Source organism: Bacillus sp. FSL H8-0534 (assembly GCF_038005885.1).
In the GTDB taxonomy this organism is placed as follows: Bacteria; Bacillota; Bacilli; order Bacillales; family Bacillaceae_G; genus Bacillus_A; species Bacillus_A pseudomycoides.
Map to the genome: position 1 here is coordinate 4,836,227 of NZ_JBBOUC010000001.1, position 24,518 is coordinate 4,860,744.

The 24,518-nt window shown below is 36.8% G+C and carries 21 protein-coding genes, 1 pseudogene and 1 riboswitch; all 22 genes and pseudogenes read left to right on the forward strand.

The genetic code is table 11. From position 1 onward, the window contains the following. Window positions 1–108: 108 nt before the first annotated feature. Window positions 109–297, forward strand: a pseudogene (gene spoVFB / locus MHH71_RS24800) (dipicolinate synthase subunit B); the annotation flags it as partial. A 149-nt stretch (window positions 298–446) separates the two neighbouring features. After that, the gene (gene asd / locus MHH71_RS24805; protein ID WP_003203711.1) at window positions 447–1,493 is read left to right on the forward strand and encodes an aspartate-semialdehyde dehydrogenase; all 1,047 of its coding nucleotides are present in this window, start codon (window positions 447–449) and stop codon (window positions 1,491–1,493) included. A 23-nt stretch (window positions 1,494–1,516) separates the two neighbouring features. After that, a complete protein-coding gene (dapG, locus tag MHH71_RS24810) occupies window positions 1,517–2,749 on the forward strand; it encodes an aspartate kinase (protein ID WP_018782290.1) in 1,233 nt (410 codons plus the stop codon). A gap of 11 nt (window positions 2,750–2,760) precedes the next feature. After that, entirely contained in the window at window positions 2,761–3,639 is an 879-nt protein-coding gene (gene dapA, locus MHH71_RS24815; RefSeq protein ID WP_003203717.1) for a 4-hydroxy-tetrahydrodipicolinate synthase, read from the forward strand. A gap of 444 nt (window positions 3,640–4,083) precedes the next feature. Next, window positions 4,084–5,754, forward strand: coding sequence for a ribonuclease J (locus tag MHH71_RS24820; RefSeq protein ID WP_006095695.1), 1,671 nt, complete (start codon window positions 4,084–4,086; stop codon window positions 5,752–5,754). A 101-nt stretch (window positions 5,755–5,855) separates the two neighbouring features. Beyond that, a complete protein-coding gene (locus tag MHH71_RS24825; protein WP_003203721.1) occupies window positions 5,856–6,605 on the forward strand; it encodes a ClpP family protease in 750 nt (249 codons plus the stop codon). Then, entirely contained in the window at window positions 6,602–6,805 is a 204-nt protein-coding gene (locus tag MHH71_RS24830) for a YlzJ-like family protein (protein WP_018782288.1), read from the forward strand. The genes MHH71_RS24825 and MHH71_RS24830 overlap by 4 nt, the downstream gene beginning before the upstream one ends. 213 nt (window positions 6,806–7,018) lie before the next feature. Continuing rightward, window positions 7,019–9,418 carry a DNA translocase FtsK gene (locus MHH71_RS24835; protein ID WP_033799694.1) on the forward strand — a complete coding sequence of 800 codons (2,400 nt, stop codon included), beginning with the start codon at window positions 7,019–7,021 and terminating at the stop codon, window positions 9,416–9,418. A 204-nt stretch (window positions 9,419–9,622) separates the two neighbouring features. Next, a riboswitch (purine riboswitch) is annotated at window positions 9,623–9,724 on the forward strand. 232 nt (window positions 9,725–9,956) lie between these two features. Then, complete coding sequence (locus tag MHH71_RS24840) at window positions 9,957–10,682, forward strand: GntR family transcriptional regulator (RefSeq protein WP_000114183.1); 726 nt, start codon at window positions 9,957–9,959, stop codon at window positions 10,680–10,682. A gap of 88 nt (window positions 10,683–10,770) precedes the next feature. Beyond that, window positions 10,771–11,847 (forward strand): BMP family lipoprotein, encoded by a 1,077-nt coding sequence (locus MHH71_RS24845; RefSeq protein WP_003199386.1) that lies wholly within the window; start codon window positions 10,771–10,773, stop codon window positions 11,845–11,847. Window positions 11,848–11,952: 105 nt separating this feature from the next. Next, a complete protein-coding gene (locus MHH71_RS24850) occupies window positions 11,953–13,485 on the forward strand; it encodes an ABC transporter ATP-binding protein (RefSeq protein ID WP_003199388.1) in 1,533 nt (510 codons plus the stop codon). Further along, complete coding sequence (locus MHH71_RS24855; protein WP_018764690.1) at window positions 13,478–14,536, forward strand: ABC transporter permease; 1,059 nt, start codon at window positions 13,478–13,480, stop codon at window positions 14,534–14,536. The genes MHH71_RS24850 and MHH71_RS24855 overlap by 8 nt, the downstream gene beginning before the upstream one ends. After that, window positions 14,537–15,496 (forward strand): ABC transporter permease, encoded by a 960-nt coding sequence (locus MHH71_RS24860; RefSeq protein WP_006095664.1) that lies wholly within the window; start codon window positions 14,537–14,539, stop codon window positions 15,494–15,496. Window positions 15,497–15,698: 202 nt separating this feature from the next. Next, window positions 15,699–16,973, forward strand: coding sequence for an EF-P 5-aminopentanol modification-associated protein YfmF (gene yfmF, locus MHH71_RS24865; RefSeq protein ID WP_018782286.1), 1,275 nt, complete (start codon window positions 15,699–15,701; stop codon window positions 16,971–16,973). After that, window positions 16,974–18,260, forward strand: coding sequence for an EF-P 5-aminopentanol modification-associated protein YfmH (gene yfmH / locus MHH71_RS24870; protein ID WP_003209671.1), 1,287 nt, complete (start codon window positions 16,974–16,976; stop codon window positions 18,258–18,260). A gap of 184 nt (window positions 18,261–18,444) precedes the next feature. Then, a complete protein-coding gene (gene ymfI / locus MHH71_RS24875; protein ID WP_006095666.1) occupies window positions 18,445–19,158 on the forward strand; it encodes an elongation factor P 5-aminopentanone reductase in 714 nt (237 codons plus the stop codon). 79 nt (window positions 19,159–19,237) lie between these two features. Beyond that, window positions 19,238–19,486 carry a DUF3243 domain-containing protein gene (locus MHH71_RS24880; RefSeq protein ID WP_003199403.1) on the forward strand — a complete coding sequence of 83 codons (249 nt, stop codon included), beginning with the start codon at window positions 19,238–19,240 and terminating at the stop codon, window positions 19,484–19,486. 136 nt (window positions 19,487–19,622) lie between these two features. Beyond that, window positions 19,623–20,408: a DUF3388 domain-containing protein gene (locus MHH71_RS24885; RefSeq protein WP_016115921.1), complete on the forward strand. Its 786-nt coding sequence runs from the start codon at window positions 19,623–19,625 to the stop codon at window positions 20,406–20,408. Between the two features lie 12 nt (window positions 20,409–20,420). Then, a complete protein-coding gene (locus MHH71_RS24890) occupies window positions 20,421–21,347 on the forward strand; it encodes a helix-turn-helix domain-containing protein (RefSeq protein ID WP_003199408.1) in 927 nt (308 codons plus the stop codon). A gap of 64 nt (window positions 21,348–21,411) precedes the next feature. Next, entirely contained in the window at window positions 21,412–21,990 is a 579-nt protein-coding gene (pgsA, locus tag MHH71_RS24895) for a CDP-diacylglycerol--glycerol-3-phosphate 3-phosphatidyltransferase (protein ID WP_033799052.1), read from the forward strand. Between the two features lie 20 nt (window positions 21,991–22,010). Further along, entirely contained in the window at window positions 22,011–23,249 is a 1,239-nt protein-coding gene (locus MHH71_RS24900; protein WP_006095668.1) for a competence/damage-inducible protein A, read from the forward strand. Between the two features lie 142 nt (window positions 23,250–23,391). Further along, entirely contained in the window at window positions 23,392–24,417 is a 1,026-nt protein-coding gene (recA, locus tag MHH71_RS24905) for a recombinase RecA (RefSeq protein ID WP_006095669.1), read from the forward strand. Window positions 24,418–24,518: the final 101 nt, after the last annotated feature.

Consider the following 24,518-nt stretch of genomic DNA (forward strand, 5'->3'; position numbering starts at 1 on the left):
TCGTCCAAGTAAATCAATCACTTGTGTATGTTTCTCTTTTAATTCCTCATCATGTTTATATATAATAGAAGAAATTGAAAAAGTAAATATTTTTGTTGTAATCATGTTGGTGTAAACCTTATGCGTTTAATGGCGACAAAACATATTTATTTTGTGCCATTTGGGCAAGATGCACCAGAAAAAAAACCAAATTCAATGGTAGCTCGTATGGAACTTCTTGAAGATACAATTATAGAAGCAATAGAAGGGAAGCAATTACAGCCAGTTGTTGTAGAAAAATTCAGATATATGAATTAAAAAACGAAAAAAAACAGACAATTTTTTACGAAACCATCATTCTTATCGCAGAATATGATAAAATTAATGTTATTAAGATTAGAAGGAGTACTCTATACTCCTTCTAATTCTAAGTATAGAAGGATTGGTATCTAGAAAGGGGCATAGTGATGGAAAAGGAAAAATCTTTTCATGTCGCTGTAGTTGGAGCAACCGGCGCAGTTGGTGAACAAATGTTAAATACTTTAGAGAAACGAGAATTTCCAATTGGGAAGTTAACGTTACTTTCATCTAAACGTTCTGCAGGCAAGAAGCTTGTATTTAAAGGAGAAGAATTCACAGTACAAGAAGCAACTCCTGAAAGCTTTGAAGGAGTCGATATTGCACTCTTTAGTGCAGGTGGATCTGTATCGAAACAACTAGCACCAGAAGCAGCAAAACGTGGTGCAATTGTTGTTGATAATACAAGTGCATTCCGTATGACAGAAAATGTACCACTTGTTGTACCTGAAGTGAATGAAAATGACTTAAAAGAACATAGTGGTATCATTGCAAATCCAAACTGTTCTACAATTCAAATGGTAGTTGCTCTTGAACCAATTCGTCAGCAGTTTGGTTTAAAACGAGTAATCGTTTCCACATATCAAGCGGTGTCAGGTGCAGGTGCTGCTGCAATTGAAGAGCTTCATGAACAATCACAAGCAATCTTAAATGGAGAAGAAGTAAAAGCAAATGTTTTACCTGTATCAGGTGACAAAAAACATTTCCAAATTGCTTTTAATGCCATTCCACAAATTGATAAGTTTCAAGATAATGGATTTACATTTGAAGAAATGAAAATGATTAATGAAACGAAAAAAATTATGCATATGCCCGAGTTAGAAGTAGCAGCGACATGTGTACGTTTGCCAGTTGTATCAGGTCATTCTGAGTCCGTTTACATTGAAGTGGAAAAAGAAGGCGTAACTGTAGAAGAACTGAAAAACTTGCTTGCGGATGCGGAAGGAATTGTACTGCAAGATGATCCAGCAGAACAATTATATCCAATGCCATCTACTGCGGTAGGGAAAAATGAAGTATTTGTTGGGCGTATTCGTAAAGATTTAAATAATGAAAAAGGATTCCATCTTTGGGTCGTATCTGATAACTTATTAAAAGGTGCTGCATGGAACTCTGTTCAAATTGCAGAACGATTAGTAAAATTACAATTAGTGTAAACGGCTAAGAGAAGGTGCAAAAAATGAAAATTATTGTTCAAAAATTTGGTGGTACATCGGTACGTGATGAAAACGGACGTAAGCATGCGCTTCACCATATTAAAAAAGCATTAGATGCTGGTTATAAAGTAGTTACGGTTGTATCAGCTATGGGACGTAAAGGTGAACCATATGCAACGGATACATTATTAAGTCTTGTAAATCAACAGGAATCTAGCATTTCAAAACGTGAGCAAGATTTATTATTATCATGCGGAGAATTAATCTCGGCAATCGTCTTTTCAAATATGCTAAATGAAAATGGTGTGAAAGCAGCAGCACTAAATGGTGCACAAGCTGGTTTTGTAACAAATGATGATTTTACGAATGCAAAGATTATTGAAATGAATTGTGATCGTATACATGGAGAGTTACAAAACGTAGATGCTGTTGTTGTTACTGGATTCCAAGGGCGAACTAAAGAAGGCGATACGACAACACTTGGACGCGGAGGTAGTGATACTTCAGCTTCAGCACTAGGTGTTGCGCTTCAAGCTGAATATATCGATATTTTTACTGATGTAGAAGGTGTGATGACTGCTGATCCAAGGATTGTAAAGGATGCGCGTCATCTTCAAAACGTAACATATAATGAAATTTGCAACATGGCTTATCAAGGTGCAAAAGTTGTTCATCCGCGCGCCGTTGAAATTGCAATGCATGCAAAAGTACCACTTCGTGTGCGCTCCACGTACTCTGATAGTGAAGGGACACTTATTGCTGCATATGATGGTGCTACAAAAGGCCGTGACGTAGAAGAACGACCTGTTACAGGTATCGCTCACGTATCAAACGTGACGCAAATTAAAGTGCTTGCAAAAGACGGATCGTATGATTTACAAAAGCATGTTTTTAAAGAGATGGCAAATGAAGGAATTAGTGTAGACTTAATTAACATTTCGCCTACAGGTGTGGCTTATACAGTAAATGATAATGTATCAAGTCGTGCTGTTGAAGTTCTTCATAAGCTTGGATATGATCCGATCGTGACGGAGCACTGTGCAAAAGTATCTATTGTAGGAGCTGGAATGGCAGGTATTCCAGGGGTTACTGCGAAAATTGTCACAGCATTGGCAGAAAAAGGTGTTCAAATTTTACAATCGGCAGATAGTCATACGACTATTTGGGTGCTTGTAAAAGAAGTAGATTTAGTGGAAGCTGTGAATGCATTGCATAGTGCGTTTGAGCTTTCAAAAGAAAAGCAACTGGAACAATAAGGAGTGAGACCATGATAGATTTTGGGACAATTGCGACAGCGATGGTAACACCGTTTGATAAAAATGGAAACGTCGATTTTGCAAAGACAACTAAATTGGTAAATTATTTAATTGATAACGGTACAACAGCAATCGTGGTAGGAGGAACAACCGGAGAGTCTCCTACATTGTCATCAGAAGAAAAAGTAGCGTTATATCGCCATGTTGTATCTGTTGTCGATAAAAGGGTGCCCGTAATCGCTGGAACAGGTAGTAATAATACACATGCTTCTATCGAATTAACGAAGAAAGCTACAGAAGTTGGTGTCGATGCAATTATGTTAGTGGCGCCGTATTATAATAAACCGAGTCAAGAAGGCATGTATCAGCATTTTAAAACAATTGCTGAAAGTACAGAACTTCCGGTTATGCTATATAATGTTCCAGGACGATCTATTGTACAAATCTCCGTTGATACAGTTGTTCGTTTATCAGAAATACAAAACATTGTTGCAATTAAAGATGCTGGCGGCGATGTATTAACAATGACAGAAATTATTGAAAAAACAGCGGACGACTTTGCTGTATACAGCGGTGATGATGGTTTAACGTTACCAGCTATGGCAGTTGGAGCTAAAGGTATTATTTCTGTTGCATCTCATGTGATTGGAAATGAAATGCAAGAAATGATTGCGGCATTCCAAGCAGGAGATTTCAAAAAAGCACAGAAATTGCATCAGTTACTTGTCAAAGTGACAAATGCATTATTTATGGCGCCGAGCCCAACTCCAGTCAAAACAGCGTTACAAATGGTTGGATTAGACGTAGGATCTGTACGTCTTCCACTTCTTCCATTAACAGAAGAAGAACGATTAACATTACAAGAAGTAATCCAATCGATTCCTCGCTAAATAAAAAATGGCTTAGTAAAAACTAGGCCATTTTTTATTTATCATTTTAACCGAGAAGACCCCCTCCTCTAAACGAAATGAAGGTGGGGGTAGTTCAATTTATATAAAATTTCTATGCTTCTCTTCTCTTTCTCGTAAATTAACTTGTGTTCTATTTCTGGTATCAGTTATAATATGGCTAAGTAGCTTAGTACGGGTATGCTTAGCAAAATTGGAAAAAATTATGGTTTAACGGAATTTTTATATCATATCGCATAAGATATTTGATTTATATAATGAAAGAGAGGTGAAACCTGGTTTAAAAAACGAACAAGAACATGATATCGCATAACGGTAAGGACATTCGTCTTGGACGGTGAATATATGGTGATTGTAGAGCTTCCCTGGTGTCTCTACGATTTTAGTGAAATCAGTGTTTGTAAGATTTTTAAACCAGGCAACAACATGAAGAGAAAAGAGATTGATTCTGTAAAGGTATTTGCTCTTGGTGGAGTAGGTGAAATCGGGAAAAATATGTATTGTGTGGAAATTGATTCCGAAATTTTTATTGTGGATGCAGGATTGATGTTCCCGGGAGACGAAATGTTTGGAATTGATATTGTTATCCCTGACATTACATATTTAGTAGAAAATCAAGAGCGAGTAAAAGGTTTATTTATTACACATGGTCATGAAGATCATATTGGTGGAATTGTTTATGTGCTGCGCAAACTTTCCATCCCGGTGTATGCAACGAAGTTAACGGTAGGTCTTATACAAGAAAAACTCGGTGAAGCGGGGATGCTAGGCCGTGTAGACTTAAAAACAATTGATTCGAATTCGGCTGTAGAATTTAATACGACAACGGTTTCATTCTTTGGAACAACACACAGTATCCCAGATTCTGTTGGTGTGTGCTTCCATACATCACAAGGAGCCATTGTATATACAGGAGATTTTAAATTTGACCAAACACCAATTGGCAACAGTGGGGCAGACCTTGGAAAGATGGCGCAAATTGGAAATGAAGGCGTTCTTTGTCTGTTATCAGATAGTACAAATGCTGAACGTCCTGGTTACACGGGGTCTGAAAAAGAAGTTGGTATAGAAATTTCAAAAGTATTTTATAATGCAGAAGGACGTATCATCGTTGCTTCTTTCGCATCTAATGTACATCGTATTCAACAAGTATTTGATGCAGCTGCTGAAACAGGCCGTAAAGTGGCCGTTGTAGGTCGTAGTATGGTAAAAGTGGTAGATATTGCAAGGCGTCTTGGATATTTAGACGTTCCAGATGGTATGGTTATTTCATTGCAAGAGGTAGATAATTTCCCGGAGAAGAAGGTAGCGATTTTAACAACTGGTAGTCAAGGGGAACCGATGGCAGCTCTTTCAAGAATGGCAAAGCAAGCTCATAAACAAATTTCAATCCGTAAAGGAGACACAGTTATCATTGCAGCTTCTCCAATTCCGGGAAATGAAATATCAGTATCTAAAATTATTGATTTATTATTTAGGGCTGGTGCAGAAGTTGTTTATTATGGAGAAAGAAAAGTTCATGTTTCGGGTCATGGTAGTCAAGAAGAATTGAAATTGATGCTGAATTTAATGAAACCGAAATATTTTATACCCGTACACGGCGAATTTCGTATGCAAAAAGCACATGCGTATTTGGCGGAAGATGTTGGTGTCTTGAAAGAAAACATTTTTATTGTAGAAAAGGGCGATGTAATTGCTTTTGAGGGCGAAGAGGCAAAGCAAGCTGGTAAGGTACAAGCGGGTAATGTTCTTATTGATGGATTAGGTGTAGGCGATGTCGGAAATATTGTCTTGCGTGATCGTAAGATGTTATCACAAGACGGAATTTTAGTCGTTGTTGTAACGCTTGGAAAAGATGAGAAAAAGATCATCTCTGGACCAGAAATTATTTCGCGTGGTTTTGTGTATGTTCGTGAATCTGAAGCGTTAATCGAAAGGTCTACAGATATTGTACGTACAATTGTTGAACAGTCCATTAAAGAGTATTCTATTGAATGGTCCATGCTAAAACAAAATATTCGTGAATTATTAGGACAGTTTCTGTATGAGGAAACGAAGAGAAAACCGATGATTTTACCAATTATCATGGAAGTATAAGAAAAACCACCTTTATCGGTGGTTTTTTCTTTTTTATCCCTATCGCATGAAATTTACAACTTAAGAAATAATAGTTGTATAAGAGTGAAAGGGGATGCGACATGACAGAACGTGATGGTTTAACAAATGAGGAAAAAGAAGCAGAACCGAAAGAGGATTCAAAAGAGGCGTCAGTAATAGAAAAAATCCAACAACTTGGTCAAACGAATGTTCCACAAATGAATGAATCGCGTATTCACTGCTTAACGATTGTTGGACAAGTAGAAGGACATGTACAGCTTCCACCGCAAAATAAAACGACGAAATATGAACATGTAATTCCACAAATTGTGGCAATTGAGCAAAATCCAAAAATTGAAGGGTTACTTTTATTGCTAAATACTGTTGGTGGTGATGTTGAAGCTGGGTTGGCAATCTCTGAAATGGTAGCTTCATTATCGAAGCCAACTGTATCTTTGGTTTTAGGTGGAGGGCACTCGATAGGTGTGCCAATTGCAGTGTCAACAGATTATTCGTTTATTGCTGAAACTGCAACGATGACGATTCATCCAGTTCGTCTGACGGGTCTTGTTATTGGTGTGCCGCAAACATTTGAGTATTTGGATAAAATGCAAGAACGTGTAATTCGATTTGTAACAAAACACTCAAAAGTGACGGAAGATCGTTTTAAAGAGCTTATGTTTGCGAAGGGAAATTTAACACGAGATATTGGAACAAATGTAATTGGAATAGATGCAGTAAAGTATGGCCTTATAGATGATGTCGGTGGTATCGGGGATGCGATTCGAAAGTTGAATGAATTAATAGACATGCGAACAGATGGAAATCAAGACGGGAAGTTGCTGCAATGATTTTGTATACAATTATGCCAGAGCAACTTGTTTATCAGGCTGATTATTCACAGTATGAACAACAAAAAATAGTGAATGTAAATGGAGTAGAGATGATTGTATCTGAAGAGGGTAGTCAATATTATTCCGTTGTTCGTGTGCTAAGTACAAATCCATCCCACTACTTACAGTATGAACCAGGCCAGAAAATAACCTTTTAGCAAAAAGCAGGATTTTGTGTAGAAGCTATGGTATAATATAAAAAACAAGACGGTTGAGCAGCCATGATTAGGCTGCTTTCTTCTGTTTATTTGACATTTTACAAGAAGTGTAAAATGTCAAATGAACAGATCTAGAAGATGTGATGAACAACATGTAGAGAATACTTTCAATGAATGAAAGTCGTACTTAATTTTTGGACTTGGGGTGAAGAAATGGCAAAACAAAAGCAAAGAGGGACGAAATCAAAAGCAAGACGTACGATAAAGCCAACTTTGTATTACGAAATCGTCGGATTGACTCTTTTTGCACTTTCAATCATTACAATTTTACAGCTAGGTATTGTAGGGAAATCGTTTGTTTTCTTCTTTCGCTTTTTCTTTGGTGAATGGTACATAATTGGTGTGCTTGGTGTGATTGCATTATCGATTGCATTTGTTATAAAGCGCGCATGGCCAAACCTTTTAAATAAACGGTTAATCGGTGTCTATTTAATTGTATTAGCAATAGTAATGTTTAGTCATATTACATTATTTAATTTGCTTTCAAAAGAAGGAACCGTAGAAAATACATCTGTGATTGTCAGTACAAAAGATTTATTTTTTTATGAGATGAAGAAAGGTGTAGTAGAGTCCGTTCACTTAGGCGGGGGGATGGTTGGTGCCCTTATGTTTGCTACATGCTACTTTTTGTTTGATGAAGTAGGAGCCTACATTATAGGTATCATTCTTGTTATTCTTGGTATACTTTGCATTACAAACAAACACATTGGGGAAGTGTTAGCCCCGGTTGGACGAATACTCAGAAGTCAATTTCAGGGGATGCAAGGGGATTACAAGGATTGGAGATCGAAACGTACTGCTGAACAAACAGAAAAGAAAAAAACGACAAGGCGTACGCGTAGTGAACGTTTTGATAGCGAAGAAGAAATTACTGAGCCGTTAGAAGAGATAGAAATTGGACCGCCAATTATTTCGAATTTTACAGAGAACTATCCAGTTAGTGAAGAAAAAGATAAGGAAAGTGAAGATGAGATTGCAAATGAGTTGATTGCGCCGCCTTCTATGGCAGAGGAAGAGATTCCATCTGCATCAAAAGAACGAACACAAAAGAAACGAGGAGAAAAAATTGTTGAATCTCTGGAAGGAGAAACAAAAGCTCTTCCAATGCGATTTTCAAATGTGGAAAACAAAGATTACAAGCTTCCTTCTATCGATATATTGAAGTTCCCAAAAAATAAACAGGTTACAAATGAAAATGAGAAAATTTATGAAAATGCTCGTAAGTTGGAACGTACTTTTCAAAGTTTTGGTGTAAAGGCAAAAGTAACGAAAGTGCATAAAGGACCTGCAGTTACGAAATATGAAGTGTATCCTGATATGGGAGTAAAGGTAAGTAAAATTGTTAGTTTGAGTGATGATTTAGCACTCGCATTAGCTGCGAAAGATATTCGTATTGAGGCCCCTATTCCTGGGAAATCCGCGGTAGGGATTGAAGTTCCAAATTCAGAGGTTTCTATGGTAACGCTTAGAGAAGTACTTGATTCGAAAGCGAATAATCATCCGGAAGAAAAGTTATTAATTGGTCTTGGGCGTGATATTACTGGTGAAGCAGTATTAGCACGTTTAAATAAGATGCCCCATCTATTAGTAGCTGGAGCGACTGGTAGTGGAAAGAGTGTATGTATTAATGGTATTATTGTTAGTATTTTAATGCGTGCCAAACCACATGAAGTCAAATTAATGATGATTGATCCGAAAATGGTAGAGTTGAACGTATATAATGGCGTTCCGCACTTATTAACACCTGTTGTAACGGATCCGAAAAAAGCATCACAAGCTTTGAAAAAAGTTGTGAGTGAGATGGAGCGTCGCTATGAATTATTTGCTCATAGCGGAACGCGTAACATTGAAGGATATAATGAATACATTAGACATCATAATGAACAATCAGAAGCAAAACAGCCTGAACTTCCATACATTGTTGTTATCGTGGACGAGTTGGCCGATTTAATGATGGTTGCTTCTTCAGATGTAGAAGATGCAATTATGCGCCTAGCACAGATGGCACGTGCTGCTGGTATTCATTTAATTATCGCGACGCAGCGCCCATCTGTTGATGTTATTACAGGTGTTATCAAAGCAAATATTCCATCACGTATTGCGTTTGCTGTGTCTTCACAAACTGACTCTCGAACGATTCTTGATGGCGGAGGCGCTGAAAAATTATTAGGACGAGGGGATATGCTGTTCATACCAATTGGAGCATCGAAACCAGTTCGTGTACAAGGTGCATTTTTATCAGATGATGAAGTGGAAAGAGTTGTGGAATATGTTGTTGGACAACAAAAAGCGCAATATCAAGAGGACATGATTCCACAGGATGTACCAGAAACAAGACAAGAAGTAGAAGATGAATTATATGATGAAGCGGTTCAGCTTGTTGTAGAAATGCAGACGGCTTCTGTTTCTATGTTACAACGTAGATTCCGAGTGGGATATACACGTGCGGCGCGTTTAATTGATGCGATGGAGATGAATGGTGTAGTTGGACCTTATGAAGGTAGTAAGCCGAGAGAAGTTTTGATTAAAGATATACAAGAAAAAAGTTCTTAATAAAAAAGCCCAATTGTTTACAATTGGGCTTTTTTATATGGAGTTTTTGTTATATACTAGAACTATCACGGAAGAAAGGGCTTTCATTTATGATAGTTCTTTAGAATACGAATGCTTTCAATATTATTTTTGGAAAATGTTCGATATTACTTGCAAAAAAATGTTGAATTGTGTTGACACATATGGGAGCAGGTGGTACGATTACTTCGAAAAGAATCACTGCCTCATATAATCTTGGAGATAAGGTCCATAAGTTTCTACCTGGCAACCATGAATTGCTAGACTATGAGGGGAAAAGTGTGTAACAAAGGATGTAAGGGATCTTTGTATCTAACTTTTTCTCTATATGAGGAATGTTGGGGTGCAAAGTTTTTTTTATGAAATAAAGATAGAAAATTTCATTTTGAAAAATTATTAACATTTATTCGACAAATTTTATTTTATCGTATCGTTATGTAAGGTATGTCATGTATTGGTTGAAAATCGAGAACAGAAGTCTTACATCAGAGGTCGAATAATTGGAATGCGGGGGAGTCTTATGTCAGTTAAATCCGATAGTCGACACTTATATTTACGGGTGATCGATCATATTAAAGAGAAAATCAAAAGCGGGGCATATAAAGAAAAACAAAAATTGCCTTCAGAGTTTGATTTAGCAAAAGAACTTGGCGTAAGTAGAGCGACTTTACGGGAAGCATTACGTATTTTAGAAGAGGAAAATGTTGTTATTCGCAGACATGGCGTTGGTACTTTTGTGAATGCAAAACCGCTGTTTTCTTCTGGAATTGAACAACTTTCTAGTATTACAGATATGATTTCTAGTGTGGGGAAAACACCGGGAACAATCTTTTTATCATCATCTACTACGAGTCTAACAGAAGAGGAAAAAGAAAAGTTTAATAGTGATGAAGGCTTCGAGGCTGTGATGATTGAGCGTGTTCGTACAGCAGATGGGGAACCTGTTGTCTATTGCATTGACAAGTTGGCAAAAGAAGTATTACCAGATTTGTCTGATTATAATGAGGAATCGCTACTTACTGTTATTCATAATAACACGCATAAACGCATTACATACGCGGTTGCTCATATTGAACCAATTGGTTATCATCCAAAAATATCACCAATTTTACAATGCGAACCAGAAACAGCGCTGCTGATTCTAAAGCAAATGCACTATGATCAAAATGATGAGCCGATCTTATATTCTATTAATTATTTTAGAGCAGATAAATTTAGCTTCCACGTATTACGAAAACGTATGTAATTCGTTCCTTTTTAGGGAGGTGACAGCAAGAAGAAGGGGACACTAGCATATTAATAGATACATATATCATTTAGGAGGGGTTTCTAGTATGAAGAAAAAAACAGGTCTTTTATTATCATTAACGTTAGCGGCGAGTACAGTGTTAGGTGCATGTGGTAACTCGGATAAAGCAAGTGGAGATAAAAAAGATGGAAAGAGCATTAAAGTAGGTATGGTTACAGACGTTGGGGGCGTTGATGATAAATCATTTAACCAATCTTCTTGGGAAGGTTTACAAAAATTCGGTAAAGATAATGGGCTAAAAGAGAAGACGAACTATCGTTACCTTCAGTCTGAAAAAGAAGCGGATTATATTCCGAACTTAAAGAAATTTGCAAAAGATAAATATGATTTATCCTTTGGTATTGGTTATAAATTAGAAAAAGCAATTGAAGAAGTTGCGAAAGAAAATCCAAAGCAACAGTTTGCGATTGTAGATACTGTAGTAAAACAACCGAACGTAACAAGTATTACATTTAAGGATCATGAAGGATCATTCCTTGTAGGTGCAGTAGCAGCGATGTCAACAAAAACAAATAAAGTTGGGTTTGTTGGTGGAATGAAGAGTGATTTAATTAGTAAGTTTGAGAATGGATTTAAAGCTGGTGCTAAAGCTGTTAACCCAAATATTGAGATTGTATCTGAATATGCAGAAGCATTTGATAAACCTGAAAAAGGTGCTGCACTTGCATCAGCAATGTACGGACAAGGAGTAGACGTAATTTATCATGCTGCTGGTGGTACTGGTAACGGCGTGTTTACTGAAGCGAAAAACCGTAAGAAGAAAGGTGAAAATGTTTGGGTAATCGGTGTTGACCGTGACCAAAATCAAGAAGGTATGCCTGAAAACGTAACGCTAACTTCTATGGTAAAACGCGTTGATGTTGCGGTTGAAAAAGTAGCACAAGAAGCAAAAGATGGTAAGTTAAAAGGCGGAAAAGTAGAAGCGTTTGGTTTGAAAGATGAAGGTGTTGGCATTGCGAAAACAACTGATAATGTGAAAAAAGTAAATCCAGAAATTTTACCAAAAGTAGAAGAGTTTGAAAAGAAAATTACTGCTGGTGAAATTAAAGTACCTGCTACTGATAAAGAGTACAAAGAATACGAAGCTGCTCTTAAGAAATAATAGAGAAATAGCAAAGGTTAGTTCTTAGAACTAACCTTTGTATATATAAAATTACTTTTAATAGAGTGTAATTGGGGACTGTTCCCTGCTAAAAGGAGGAACAAAATGGAATACGTAATTGAGATGAATAATATTACAAAAGTATTCCCAGGCATTGTAGCGAACGATAATATTACGCTGCAAGTAAAACAGGGAGAAATACATGCTTTACTCGGAGAAAATGGTGCAGGGAAGTCAACGTTAATGAACGTTCTTTTTGGATTATATCAGCCAGAACAAGGAGAAATTAAAATTAAAGGGAATCCTGTAAAGATTACAAACCCTAATATTGCAAATGACTTCGGGATTGGTATGGTTCATCAACATTTTATGCTTGTTCATAATTTTACAGTTACAGAGAATATTATTCTTGGAAATGAACCGAAGAGAAAAGGGAAAATTGCTATTGATGAAGCTGCAAAAGAGATTCAACAATTATCAGAACAATATGGTTTAGCTGTAGATCCGTATGCGAAAATTGAAGATATTTCAGTTGGTATGCAGCAACGTGTTGAAATTTTAAAAACGCTGTATCGCGGAGCAGAGATTTTAATATTTGATGAACCGACGGCAGTATTAACTCCTCAAGAAATTCATGAGCTTATTCAAATTATGAAAAAGCTTGTGCGAGAAGGGAAATCTATCATTCTTATTACACATAAGTTAAAAGAAATTATGGAAGTTTGTGATCGTTGTACGATTATTCGTAAAGGAAAAGGAATCGGAACGGTTGACGTTGCAAATACAGATGAACATAAACTTGCAGAACTAATGGTCGGACGTCAAGTGAATTTTAAAACAGAAAAAATAGATGCCAGACCTAAGGAAGATGTACTTTCTATTGCAAATCTTGTTGTTCATGATGTGCGCCAATTGCCTGCTGTAAAAGGCCTTGACTTAACTGTTCGTGCAGGAGAAATCGTCGGTATTGCAGGGATTGATGGGAATGGACAAAGTGAATTAATAGAGGCAATTACTGGTTTACGAAAAGTTGAGTCAGGTTCTATTGCAATTAATGGAAAAGAAATCACAAACTGGCCTGTTAGACGAATTACGGAAGAAGGAGTCGGTCATATTCCAGAAGACCGTCATAAACATGGACTCGTTCTTGATTTTTCCGTTAGAGATAATATTGTTTTACAAACATATTATAAGAATCCATTTTCAAATAAAGGAATTTTAAATTTTAGTAAAATAACGAAAAAGGCAAAAGAGCTGATTGAGCAGTTTGATGTACGTACACCTAGCGAGCAAACAGTAGCTCGTGCATTATCTGGCGGGAACCAGCAAAAGGCAATTATTGCACGTGAAGTAGATCGTGATCCAGATTTATTAATCGCAGCGCAGCCGACACGTGGTTTAGATGTAGGTGCGATTGAATTTATTCATAAGAAATTAATTGAACAGAGAGATAAAGGAAAAGCGGTGCTTCTTCTTTCTTTAGAACTCGATGAAATTTTAAATGTGAGTGACCGCGTTGCTGTTATTTATGAAGGGAAAATTGTCGCGATTGTTAATGCAAAAGAAACAAATGAAAAACAATTAGGTCTTTTAATGGCTGGTGGAACAGGGGAAGCGAAGGTGAGTACAAATGGCTAAAAAGTTTTTAACGGAGCGAACGATTAATATTTTAGTTCCTGTATTATCCGTTATATTTGGGTTGCTTGTTGGTGCCATTGTTATGTTAGTTAGTGGGTATGATCCAATTGTTGGATATAGTGCACTTTGGACTGGTATGTTCGGAAGTCCCAGTGCAATTGGAGAGACGCTTCGTACAATGATTCCGCTTATTCTTGCGGGGTTATCGGTAGCTTTTGCGTTTCGTACAGGTTTATTTAATATCGGGGTAGAAGGACAATTGCTAGTTGGTTGGCTTGCTGCTGTTTGGTTTGGTTATGCAGTATCATTACCTGCCTTTCTTCATATTCCATTGTCTATTTTAGTGGCAGCTATAGTTGGTGGACTATGGGGATTTATTCCGGGATATTTGAAAGGGAAATTTAAGGTTAATGAAGTTATTGTAACGATTATGATGAACTACATTGCATTATATGTTACATATGACATCATTAAACGCTTTTTACATGAAGGCAATGACAAAACATATGATATTCAGCCGAGTGCGTCATTAGCTTCAGATTGGTTAGCTTCTTTAACAGATGGCTCTCGTCTTCACTGGGGAATTGTTGTCGCAATTCTTGTTACGATTCTTATGTGGTTCTTATTAGATAGAACAACTTTAGGTTATGAATTGAAATCAGTTGGGTTTAACCAACAAGCGTCTCAATATGCTGGTATGAAAGTGTCACGTAATGTTGTGTTATCTATGACAATTGCGGGTGCATTTGCTGGTATTGGTGGCGCGATGGAAGGGCTTGGAACATTCCAAAGTATGACAGCGATGGCTACATTTACCGGAATTGGATTTGACGGGATTGCAGTAGCGCTTCTTGGAGGGAATAATCCATTTGGTATTATACTTGCTGCGTTATTATTTGGAGGTTTAAAAAGTGCAGCGCCGCAAATGAACTTTGAAGCAGATGTACCATCTGAGTTAATTAATGTAATTATTGCATGTATTATTTTCTTTGTTGCTTGTAGTTATATTTTACGCTGGACACTTACGCGCATAAGCAAGGAGGGGAAATAAATGAGCTTTCTAGATGTTTTAGCCATTCTTGTGACGGGTACGTTATACACGGCAGCACCTCTAATCTTTACAGCGTTAGGTGGCGTATTTAGTGAGCGTTCTGGTGTTGTAAATATCGCATTGGAAGGATTAATGTTATTTGGTGCATTTGTTGGTGTTGTTACCACGCTATTAATGGGGGATACTTGGGGGGCTATGACTCCTTGGATTGCACTTATATTTGCAGCAATTGGTAGCGGATTATTTGCACTTCTTCATGCAGTTGCATCGATTACATTCCGTGCGGATCAAGTTGTTAGTGGAGTAGCAATTAACTTTTTATCTCTTGGTTTAACTGTTTTTGCGATTAAGAAAATCTTTGGTAAAGGACAAACTGATTTTATTCACTACCGTATTGAGAAAATTGATGTTCCAGGACTGTCGGATATTCCGGTTATTGGAAAAATCTTTTTCTCAAATGTACCATTAACATCGTATATTGCCATTATTTTAGCATTTGTTGTTTGGTATATTATTTATAAAACACCGTTTGGTCTTCGTCTTCGTGCGGTTGGTGAACATCCGATGGCTGCGGATACAATGGGGATTAATGTATATAAAATGCGTTATATTACTGTTTGTATTTCAGGGATGTTTGCTGGAGTAGGCGGTGCAACCTTTGCACTGTCAATCTCAAACAACTTCTCAGGTGCAACGATTACGGGACAAGGTTTCTTAGCGTTAGCTGCTATGATCTTTGGGAAATGGAACCCAATTGGTGCACTAGGAGCTGCTTTATTCTTTGGATTTGCACAATCACTAGGGGTAACTGGTGGTACAATCCCTGTATTAAAAGAAATTCCGAGTGTTTTCTTAGCGATATTACCATATGTGTTCACAATTTTAGCGCTTGTTGGTTTTGTAGGACGTTCAGAAGCTCCAAAGGCACTTGGAACACCGTATGAAAAAGGAAAAAGATAAGCGTTTTACAAGTATGGAAAAAGCTCGCACATTAGTGCGGGCTTTTTTACATAGAATATGTTTAATACAGAAAATTACTTTCTCTTTTTAATTAGTAAACTGTTTGAGGGAAAAGTATGTAAGGGAGAAAAGTTGATTTTTCGTTTCTAAAAACTGTATATTGAAGAGGAATATTCCTACATACGTAAAGGAGGGCTATAAAATGAAACTGATGGAACAGCAAATGCATGAACTAGGTGGTTTACGTGTACATATGATTCCGACAGATAAATATAAAACAAATACATTTGTATTTCGCTTTAAAGCACCTTTAAATGAAGAAACGGTGACAGAGCGTGCTTTATTACCATATGTATTGCAAAGTGCAACAGAAAAACTGCCATCTGTAATTCGTCTTCGCCAATATTTAGAGGAGTTGTACGGTTCTTCTCTGGCGGTAGATGTAAGTAAAAAAGGGGAAGATCATATCATCTCTATTTATGTGGATATTGCCAACGAAACATATTTACAAGATGCACCGCCGTTGTTTGAAAAAGCACTGTCTATGCTGTCTGATATTGTATTACACCCAGCAACTGAAGGGAGCGGTTTTTTATCATCAATTGTAGAAAGTGAAAAAAGAGCGCTCGTGCAACGAATTGAAGCTACATATGATGATAAAATGCGCTATGCGAATGAACGATTAATAGAAGAAATGTGTAAAGTAGAACCATATCGTTTAAGTGCAAATGGTCAAAAAGAGCGCGTTGCCTCCATTACAAATGAAACTTTATACCGCTATTATCAAAAGGTGTTAGCGGAAGATGAAATGGATCTATATATCATTGGTGACATAGATGAAGATGCGGTTGACTTAGTAGGTAAATACTTTTCAATCACGCCTCGTACAGCAAAAGACAAAAATGTCATTCTTCATAAGCGAAATAATGAAGAACAAGAAATTGTTGAAAAACAAGAATTAAAGCAAAGTAAATTAAATATCGGATATCGCACATATATTACGTACCGTGATGAGGATTATTTTGCGCTACAGCTGTTTAACGGGTTATTTGGTGGATTCTCACATTCGAAATTATTTGTGAATGTACGTGAAAAAAACAGTTTAGCCTATTATGCAGCGTCGCGTTTTGAAAGTCATAAAGGTCTTCTCTTTGTTATGTCGGGAATTGAAGCGAAAAATTATGAAAAAGCAGTCGAGATTATTAAAGAGCAAATGAAAGCAATGCAAAACGGTGACTTTTCTGAAGAAGAAATTCATCAAACAAAGAGTGTAATTCAAAACCAAATTTTAGAGGCAATTGATACACCGCGTGGTTTCGTAGAAATGCTTTATCATGGCGTCATTGCAGAACGTACCCGTCCAGTAGAGGAATGGTTAACTGGAATTGAACGTGTTACAAAAGAGAAAATTGTAAAGGTTGCCAATAATATTGAGCTAGATACGATTTACTTTTTACACGGAACGGAGGGAGAATAGATGGAGAAAATTTCTTATGAACAATTAAAAGAAACACTTTATTATGAAAAGCTTCCAAATGGGTTAGATGTATATATATTGCCGAAGCAAGGATTTAATAAAACTTTTGCGACGTTTACAACAAAATATGGTTCCATTGATAACACGTTTGTTCCACTTGGAAAAGAAGAAATGGTTCGAGTGCCAGATGGGATTGCTCATTTTCTTGAGCACAAATTGTTTGAAAAAGAAGATCATGATGCGTTTCAGTTGTTTAGTAAACAAGGTGCTTCTGCGAATGCGTTTACATCATTTACGAGAACAGCGTACTTGTTTTCATGTACATCAAATGTAGAACAAAATTTAAATACATTATTAAATTTTGTTCAGGAACCTTATTTCTCTGAAAAAACAGTTGAAAAGGAAAAGGGAATTATTGGTCAAGAGATTCAAATGTATCAAGATAACCCGGATTGGCGTTTGTATTTTGGCTTAATCGATAGCTTATTTGTCAAACACCCAATTAAAATTGATATTGCAGGAACAATTGAGTCTATTAGTAAAATTACAAAAGACTTATTGTATGAGTGCTACGAGACATTTTATCATCCTAGCAATATGTTGTTATTTGTTGTAGGAGCAATTGACCCAGAAAAAACAATGAACTTAGTACGTGAAAATCAGGCGAAAAAAGATTATAAAAATCAACCAGAAATCGTACGTTCGTTTGAAGATGAACCAGAATCAGTAAATGAAAAGAAAAAAATTATTTCTATGCCTGTTCAAACACCAAAATGTTTAATAGGCATAAAGGCGACTGGGCTTAAAGAAAAAGGGCAAGAGCTTTTAAAACAAGAGATCGCGCTTACATTACTTTTAGATTATTTATTTGGGAAAGGATCAGTTCATTATGAGTCTTTATATAATGAAGGACTTATTGATGACTCATTCTCTTATGATTATACAGAAGAAGGTAACTTTGGTTTTGCGATGGTTGGTGGTGATACGAAGCAACCTGATGAGCTAGCTGAACGTTTAAAAGGTGTTTTACTACAGACTAATTATAATGAATTAGATGAGAATGCGTTAGAGCGTGTAAAGAAAAAGAAAATTGGCGGCTTTTTACGATCGCTTAACTCACCTGAATATATTGCAAATCAATTCACAAGGTATGCGTTTAATGAATCTAGTTTGTTTGATGCTCTGTCCGTTTTAGAGGGATTAACTGTTCAAGATTTACAAGAAGCAGCCAAAGTATTTTTATCTGAAGAAAGAATGAGTATTTGCCAAGTCTTGCCGAAGAAATAAAATGAAACATGAATAAGTGGGGCTTAAGCCTTACGATTTAGAACTTTACGGACAGTTTATCCCCCACCTAACCTTTTGGCTATTGCTGAATTGTAAGGTGGGGGTATTATTTGTTTGTGAATACATGATAAGACTAGTGTTTTGAAAGAGTTTCTCTGTAGAGGAAAGATAAGAGAGGATACATATGACAAAGTTTGCATTAGTGACTGGAGGAAGCGGAGGAATTGGCTCTGCAATTTCGAAACAATTAGTTGAAGATGGTTATACGGTGTATGTCCATTACAACAAAAGTGAAGAGAAAATAAAAAAATTAGAACAGCAACTTGGTGCAATTATTCCAGTTCAAGCGAATTTAGCAGCGGTAGATGGCGTGCAAAAGCTCTGGGCGCAAATTCATTATCCGATTGATGTTATTGTGTATGCAGCTGGAAAAAGTATATTTGGTTTGGCGACAGATGTGACAAATGAGCAATTGAATGAGATGGTGGAATTGCAGGTGAAGAGTGTTTATAACCTTCTTTCACTTGCGCTTCCATCGATGATCCGCCTGCGAAGTGGAAATATCGTTGTTATTTCATCTATATGGGGACAAGTAGGAGCGTCTTGTGAGGTGCTGTATTCTATGGTAAAAGGTGCACAAAACTCTTATGTAAAGGCGCTCGCAAAAGAGGTTGCGCTAAGTGGTATACGTGTAAATGCAGTGGCACCAGGGGCCATAGAGACGGAAATGTTAAGTGTGTTTTCAGAAGAGGACAAGAAAGAGATCGCAGAAGAGATTCCAGCTGGAAGGATTGGATTTCCAGAGGAAGTCGCCAAAACTGTTTCTTTCCTTGTATCACCAGGGGCTTCCTATATAACAGGGCAAATTATTGGAGTAAACGGTGGCTGGCATTGTTAAAATAAAAATATGTACATAAAAAGTGAGAAATTGTACAAATTAAGTATGATTCTATTACTTAATAGTGAGGTGCTTAAACATGTCAGTATTAGAGAATTTTGACCAGTGGAAAAGCTTTTTAGGAGAACGTTTAGAACAGGCACAAGGAAAAGGGCTTGATGGTGGTGCAGTTTCAGATATGGCATTCCGTGTAGGTGATTATTTGGCAAATGAAGTAGAGGCGCGAAATGATCAAGAAAAATTATTAGCTGAGCTTTGGAAAGTGGCTGATGAACAAGAACAACACATGATTGCTAACTTAATGGTAAAGTTTGTACAACATAAGTAAAAAAGAGAGGAGAAAATCCTCTCTTTTTTTTAGGTATTGAAAATACCGTGATTCATTATACATTTATCTTCCCTATTAACGTAAAATCATATAATATAGTACGTAGGTGTAAAGTAAGCAGGGGGAGTGACATTTGATGATTGAATGGTATTTTGAATATGAAATACATAAAAACCGACCTGGCTTGCTTGGTGACGTTTCTTCGTTAATCGGTATGCTTGGTATTAATATTGTCACAATTAATGGTGTAGACAACGCTCGGCGCGGGTTGTTGCTTATGTGTGATAGCCAAGAGCAAATCTCTAGACTTGAATCAATTTTGAATACGATGGATAATATAACTGTAACGAAATATCGTCCGCCAAAGCTCAGAGATAGGTTGGCAGTTAGGCACGGTAGATACATACAGCGAGACGCAGATGATAAGAAAACATTTCGTTTTGTTCGTGATGAATTGGGTTTACTCGTTGATTTTATGGCGGAACTAATGAAAAAAGAAGGGCATAAACTCATCGGAATAAGAGGAATGCCTCGCGTTGGAAAAACGGAATCTATCGTTGCTGCAAGTGTTTGTGCAAATAAGCGTTGGCTATTTGTTTCGTCTACTCTTATTAAACAAACTGTACGCAGTCAACTGATTGAAGATGAGTATAGTGACGATAATATTTTTATATTAGATGGCATTGTTTCAACAAAGCGTGCGAATGAAAGGCATTGGCAACTCGTTCGTGAAATTATGAGATTACCCGCAACTAAAGTTGTCGAACATCCAGATGTATTTGTGAGTCAATCAGAATATACACTTGATGATTTTGATTATATTATTGAATTGCGTAACGATTATGATGAAGAAATTCAATATAATTTAGTAGATGAAATTGAGCAAGGAGCGCAAAATAATTTCTCTATGTTTGACTTTTAAAGAAATATTGAGGTGTTAGTAGTGACGGAATTAGGACAAAAGCTGAAGGAAGCAAGAGAAGCGAAAGGCTTATCTATTGATCAGCTACATGAGGTAACGAAAATTCAAAAACGGTATTTAGTAACAATTGAAGAGGGCGATTATAGTATATTGCCTGGTGCATTTTATGCACGTGCATTTATTAAACAATATGCGGACGCGGTTGGTCTGAACGGAGAAGAGTTGATTGTAGAGTATCAAAGCGTAGTACCACAATCTGAATCTCATGATGTACCGCAAATATCAAAAGGTCAAAAAACACAAGAAACTATGCAAAAAGCAGCATCGCTTCCAATAGCAGATCATATGTCTAAAATATTGATTGCATTATTGGTAATTGCAGTAGGGGTAGCTGTGTGGTTTGTTTTCCAATGGTTAATTGGAAAAGATGAAGGACAAGTAAAACAAACGAAAAGTGAACAAATAGAAGTACAGAAGGCGAAAAATTCTCCGCTTGATGAAAAGAAAGAAGAAGTAAAAGCAGAAGAACCTAAAAAAGAAGAACCTAAAAAAGAAGAGCCAAAGAAAGAAGAACCACCAGCACAACAGCCACCTGCTGGACAAGAAGAAGTGAAGCTTGTTGGAACAAGTGGTAAGGTATCTACTTTGGAAATTCATAATAATAAAGCACTGGAGTTAGAAATTACAGCGAAGGGTGCAAGTTATGTAGACATTAAAAATGAAGGTGGAAATGTCGTTTTTAATGGTACACTTCAAGAAGGTCAAACAGAAAAACATGATTTAACAACAGCAAAAGAAGTACTTCTCAACATTGGAAGTGCACCGAATGTTGAAATTAAACTGAATGGCCAAGTTGTTGCTTTCCCACTAGATCCAGAAAAGGAATATCACCAAAGATTAGTGATTAAAAATCTAGGGGTAGGACAACCTGCACAATAACAGTCATCGCTTCGATGACTTTTTTCCAATGAACAAATGTTTTTGACATGATGGAGGAATAGCTGTGAATTTACCAAATAAAATTACAATATCTCGAATCTGCTTAATTCCAATTTTTTTAGTAATTATGTTAGCTCCTTTTAACTGGGGAACATATACAGTTGGAAATGTAGAGTTACCAATTCAACATTTAGTAGGAGCGATAGTTTTCATTGTTGCTTCAGCTACAGATTGGATTGATGGACATTATGCAAGAAAGTATAATCTCGTGACGAATCTAGGTAAGTTTCTTGATCCATTAGCTGATAAGTTACTTGTTTCAGCAGCGCTTATTACATTAGTAGAAATGCAATATGTTCCATCTTGGATCGTTATTGTAATCATTAGCCGTGAGTTTGCTGTAACAGGATTACGTCTTATATTGGCTGGAACTGGTGAGGTTGTTGCGGCGAATATGTTAGGGAAAATTAAAACATGGACACAAATTATCGCGATTTCAGCATATTTATTACATGATGTACCGTTAAATTTAATCTATATTCCGGTTGCGGATATTTTCATATGGATTGCACTTATCTTTACGGTTATTTCTGGCTGGGACTATTTCTGGAAAAATAGAGCTGCTTTTGTAAATTCAAAATAACAGCTTATGGGGGAATCGGAATGAATGCCGAAATTATTGCGGTTGGAACAGAATTGTTACTCGGGCAAATTACAAATACAAATGCGAAGTTTTTATCTGAAAAGTTAGCTTCCATCGGAATTAATGTGTATTATCATACAGTTGTAGGTGATAATAATCATCGTTTACAAGAAGCAATTCAAATTGCTGAGAAGCGTGCAGATATACTTATTTTTACTGGTGGATTAGGACCGACAAAAGATGATTTAACGAAAGAAACAATTGCTTCAACCTTACAAGAAGAACTTGTTTATGATGAAGAGGCTTTAACGTCAATTGGCGAGTATTTTAAACGTACAGGACGCGAATTCACAGAAAATAATAAGAAACAAGCACTTGTTTTGAAGGGATCGACTGTATTTGCAAATGATCATGGTATGGCACCGGGTATGGGGCTAGCTAAGAACCAGAAGATTTATATTTTATTACCGGGCCCGCCAAAAGAAATGAAACCGATGTATACAAGCTACGTAGAGCCGTTTTTACGTAACCTTACAACTGAAGAGCATATATATTCCCGTGTTCTTCGTTTTTTCGGCATTGGAGAATCCCAACTGGAAGTGAAAGTTCAAGACTTAATTGATGGTCAAACGAATCCAACAATTGCTCCGCTAGCTTCAGATGGAGAAGTAACGCTTCGTTTGACTGCTAAACACCATGATGTAAAGTATGCGGAAGTGTTAATTCAACATATAGAAGATTTGATTTTAGAACGAGTAGGGGAGTTTTTCTACGGATATAATCAAGATTTTCTTCATAATAAAGCGATTGATTTATTGAAGAAAAAAGCTTTAACTTTAGCGTGTGCAGAAAGTTTAACAGGCGGTCTGTTTGGAAATCAAGTAACAGAAAATGCCGGCGTATCTTCTGTTTTTAAAGGCGGCGTGATTTGCTATCATAACGAAGTGAAACAACATGTTTTACAAGTGCCTGAAGAAACCTTACAAACAGTCGGTGCTGTTAGCGAACAATGTGCTCGTTATCTTGCTGAAAATGTAAAGACACTATTGAAGGCAGATATTGGGATTAGCTTTACTGGAGTGGCAGGACCGGGTGCTTCGGAAAATAAAGAGCCTGGTACTGTTTTTGTAGGTTTAGCGATAAAGAATGAACCAACGTTTGTTTTTCCTCTTAAATTAAGTGGAAGTCGTCAGCAAATTCGGGAACGCTCTGTGAAATATGGATTTTATCATTTATACAAAAAACTAGAAGAGATGTGAGTTTCTTCTAGTTTTTTTGTGATGAAAAATGAAACTTTTTCCATGGAAAACAAAAAAACGAATAAACGTTCGTTTTTTGTTGGCAAATTGATATGAAAATAGGTATAATAAGATTAGCAATTCAGTTAAGGAGGAATTTTGAATGAGTGATCGTCAAGCGGCATTAGATATGGCGTTAAAACAAATAGAGAAGCAATTTGGTAAAGGCTCCATTATGAAATTAGGAGAACAGGCAGAACGTAGAATTTCTACAATTCCAAGTGGTTCATTAGCACTTGATGTAGCTTTAGGTGTTGGTGGTTACCCGCGCGGACGTGTTATCGAAATCTATGGACCTGAAAGCTCAGGTAAAACAACGGTTTCCTTACATGCGATTGCAGAAGTGCAACGTCAAGGTGGACAAGCAGCATTTATTGATGCAGAACATGCGATGGATCCTGTATATGCACAAAAATTGGGTGTTAATATTGATGAGTTACTATTATCACAGCCTGATACAGGAGAACAAGGTTTAGAAATTGCAGAAGCTTTAGTACGAAGCGGTGCAATTGATATTATCGTAATTGACTCTGTAGCGGCTCTTGTACCAAAAGCGGAAATCGAAGGAGAAATGGGTGACTCTCACGTCGGTTTACAAGCACGTCTAATGTCACAAGCACTTCGTAAGCTTTCCGGTGCGATTAACAAATCAAAAACAATTGCAATCTTTATTAACCAAATTCGTGAAAAAGTTGGGGTTATGTTCGGGAACCCAGAAACAACTCCAGGTGGTCGTGCGTTGAAATTCTATTCAACAGTTCGTCTTGAAGTGCGTCGCGCTGAGCAATTAAAGCAAGGTAATGATATTGTTGGTAACAAAACAAAAATAAAAGTAGTGAAAAATAAAGTAGCACCTCCTTTCCGTGTTGCTGAAGTTGATATTATGTACGGAGAAGGGATTTCAAGAGAAGGCGAAATTTTAGATATGGCTTCTGAACTTGATATCGTTCAAAAAAGTGGTGCTTGGTATTCTTATAATGAAGAACGTTTAGGACAAGGGCGCGAAAATGCAAAACAATTCTTAAAAGAAAATCCAGAATTAAGAGATGAAATTGCATTCTTTATTCGTGAACATCATGGTATTGGTGAAGATTCTGGAAACTTAGAAGAAGGTGCTATTCTAGATTAACAAAAGACACGATTTCGTGTCTTTTATTTTTTATTTCACAATAATATGTAGCAAGGCCTTTCATTCAAGCGTTCTCTCTTGTTAAAACTGATTAGGTAAGG

Excerpts from the sequence above, each read along its gene's own strand:
- MHH71_RS24845 (WP_003199386.1), top strand. The coding sequence starts at position 10,771 with ATGAAGAAAAAAACAGGTCTTTTATTATCATTAACGTTAGCGGCGAGT.
- MHH71_RS24880 (WP_003199403.1), top strand. The coding sequence starts at position 19,238 with ATGTCAGTATTAGAGAATTTTGACCAGTGGAAAAGCTTTTTAGGAGAA.
- ymfI (WP_006095666.1), top strand. The coding sequence starts at position 18,445 with ATGACAAAGTTTGCATTAGTGACTGGAGGAAGCGGAGGAATTGGCTCT.
- MHH71_RS24825 (WP_003203721.1), top strand. The coding sequence starts at position 5,856 with ATGACAGAACGTGATGGTTTAACAAATGAGGAAAAAGAAGCAGAACCG.
- recA (WP_006095669.1), top strand. The coding sequence starts at position 23,392 with ATGAGTGATCGTCAAGCGGCATTAGATATGGCGTTAAAACAAATAGAG.
- MHH71_RS24820 (WP_006095695.1), top strand. The coding sequence starts at position 4,084 with ATGAAGAGAAAAGAGATTGATTCTGTAAAGGTATTTGCTCTTGGTGGA.
- MHH71_RS24855 (WP_018764690.1), top strand. The coding sequence starts at position 13,478 with ATGGCTAAAAAGTTTTTAACGGAGCGAACGATTAATATTTTAGTTCCT.
- yfmH (WP_003209671.1), top strand. The coding sequence starts at position 16,974 with ATGGAGAAAATTTCTTATGAACAATTAAAAGAAACACTTTATTATGAA.
- MHH71_RS24850 (WP_003199388.1), top strand. The coding sequence starts at position 11,953 with ATGGAATACGTAATTGAGATGAATAATATTACAAAAGTATTCCCAGGC.
- MHH71_RS24840 (WP_000114183.1), top strand. The coding sequence starts at position 9,957 with ATGTCAGTTAAATCCGATAGTCGACACTTATATTTACGGGTGATCGAT.
- MHH71_RS24885 (WP_016115921.1), top strand. The coding sequence starts at position 19,623 with ATGATTGAATGGTATTTTGAATATGAAATACATAAAAACCGACCTGGC.
- MHH71_RS24835 (WP_033799694.1), top strand. The coding sequence starts at position 7,019 with ATGGCAAAACAAAAGCAAAGAGGGACGAAATCAAAAGCAAGACGTACG.
- MHH71_RS24830 (WP_018782288.1), top strand. The coding sequence starts at position 6,602 with ATGATTTTGTATACAATTATGCCAGAGCAACTTGTTTATCAGGCTGAT.
- MHH71_RS24860 (WP_006095664.1), top strand. The coding sequence starts at position 14,537 with ATGAGCTTTCTAGATGTTTTAGCCATTCTTGTGACGGGTACGTTATAC.
- yfmF (WP_018782286.1), top strand. The coding sequence starts at position 15,699 with ATGAAACTGATGGAACAGCAAATGCATGAACTAGGTGGTTTACGTGTA.
- asd (WP_003203711.1), top strand. The coding sequence starts at position 447 with ATGGAAAAGGAAAAATCTTTTCATGTCGCTGTAGTTGGAGCAACCGGC.
- dapA (WP_003203717.1), top strand. The coding sequence starts at position 2,761 with ATGATAGATTTTGGGACAATTGCGACAGCGATGGTAACACCGTTTGAT.
- dapG (WP_018782290.1), top strand. The coding sequence starts at position 1,517 with ATGAAAATTATTGTTCAAAAATTTGGTGGTACATCGGTACGTGATGAA.
- MHH71_RS24900 (WP_006095668.1), top strand. The coding sequence starts at position 22,011 with ATGAATGCCGAAATTATTGCGGTTGGAACAGAATTGTTACTCGGGCAA.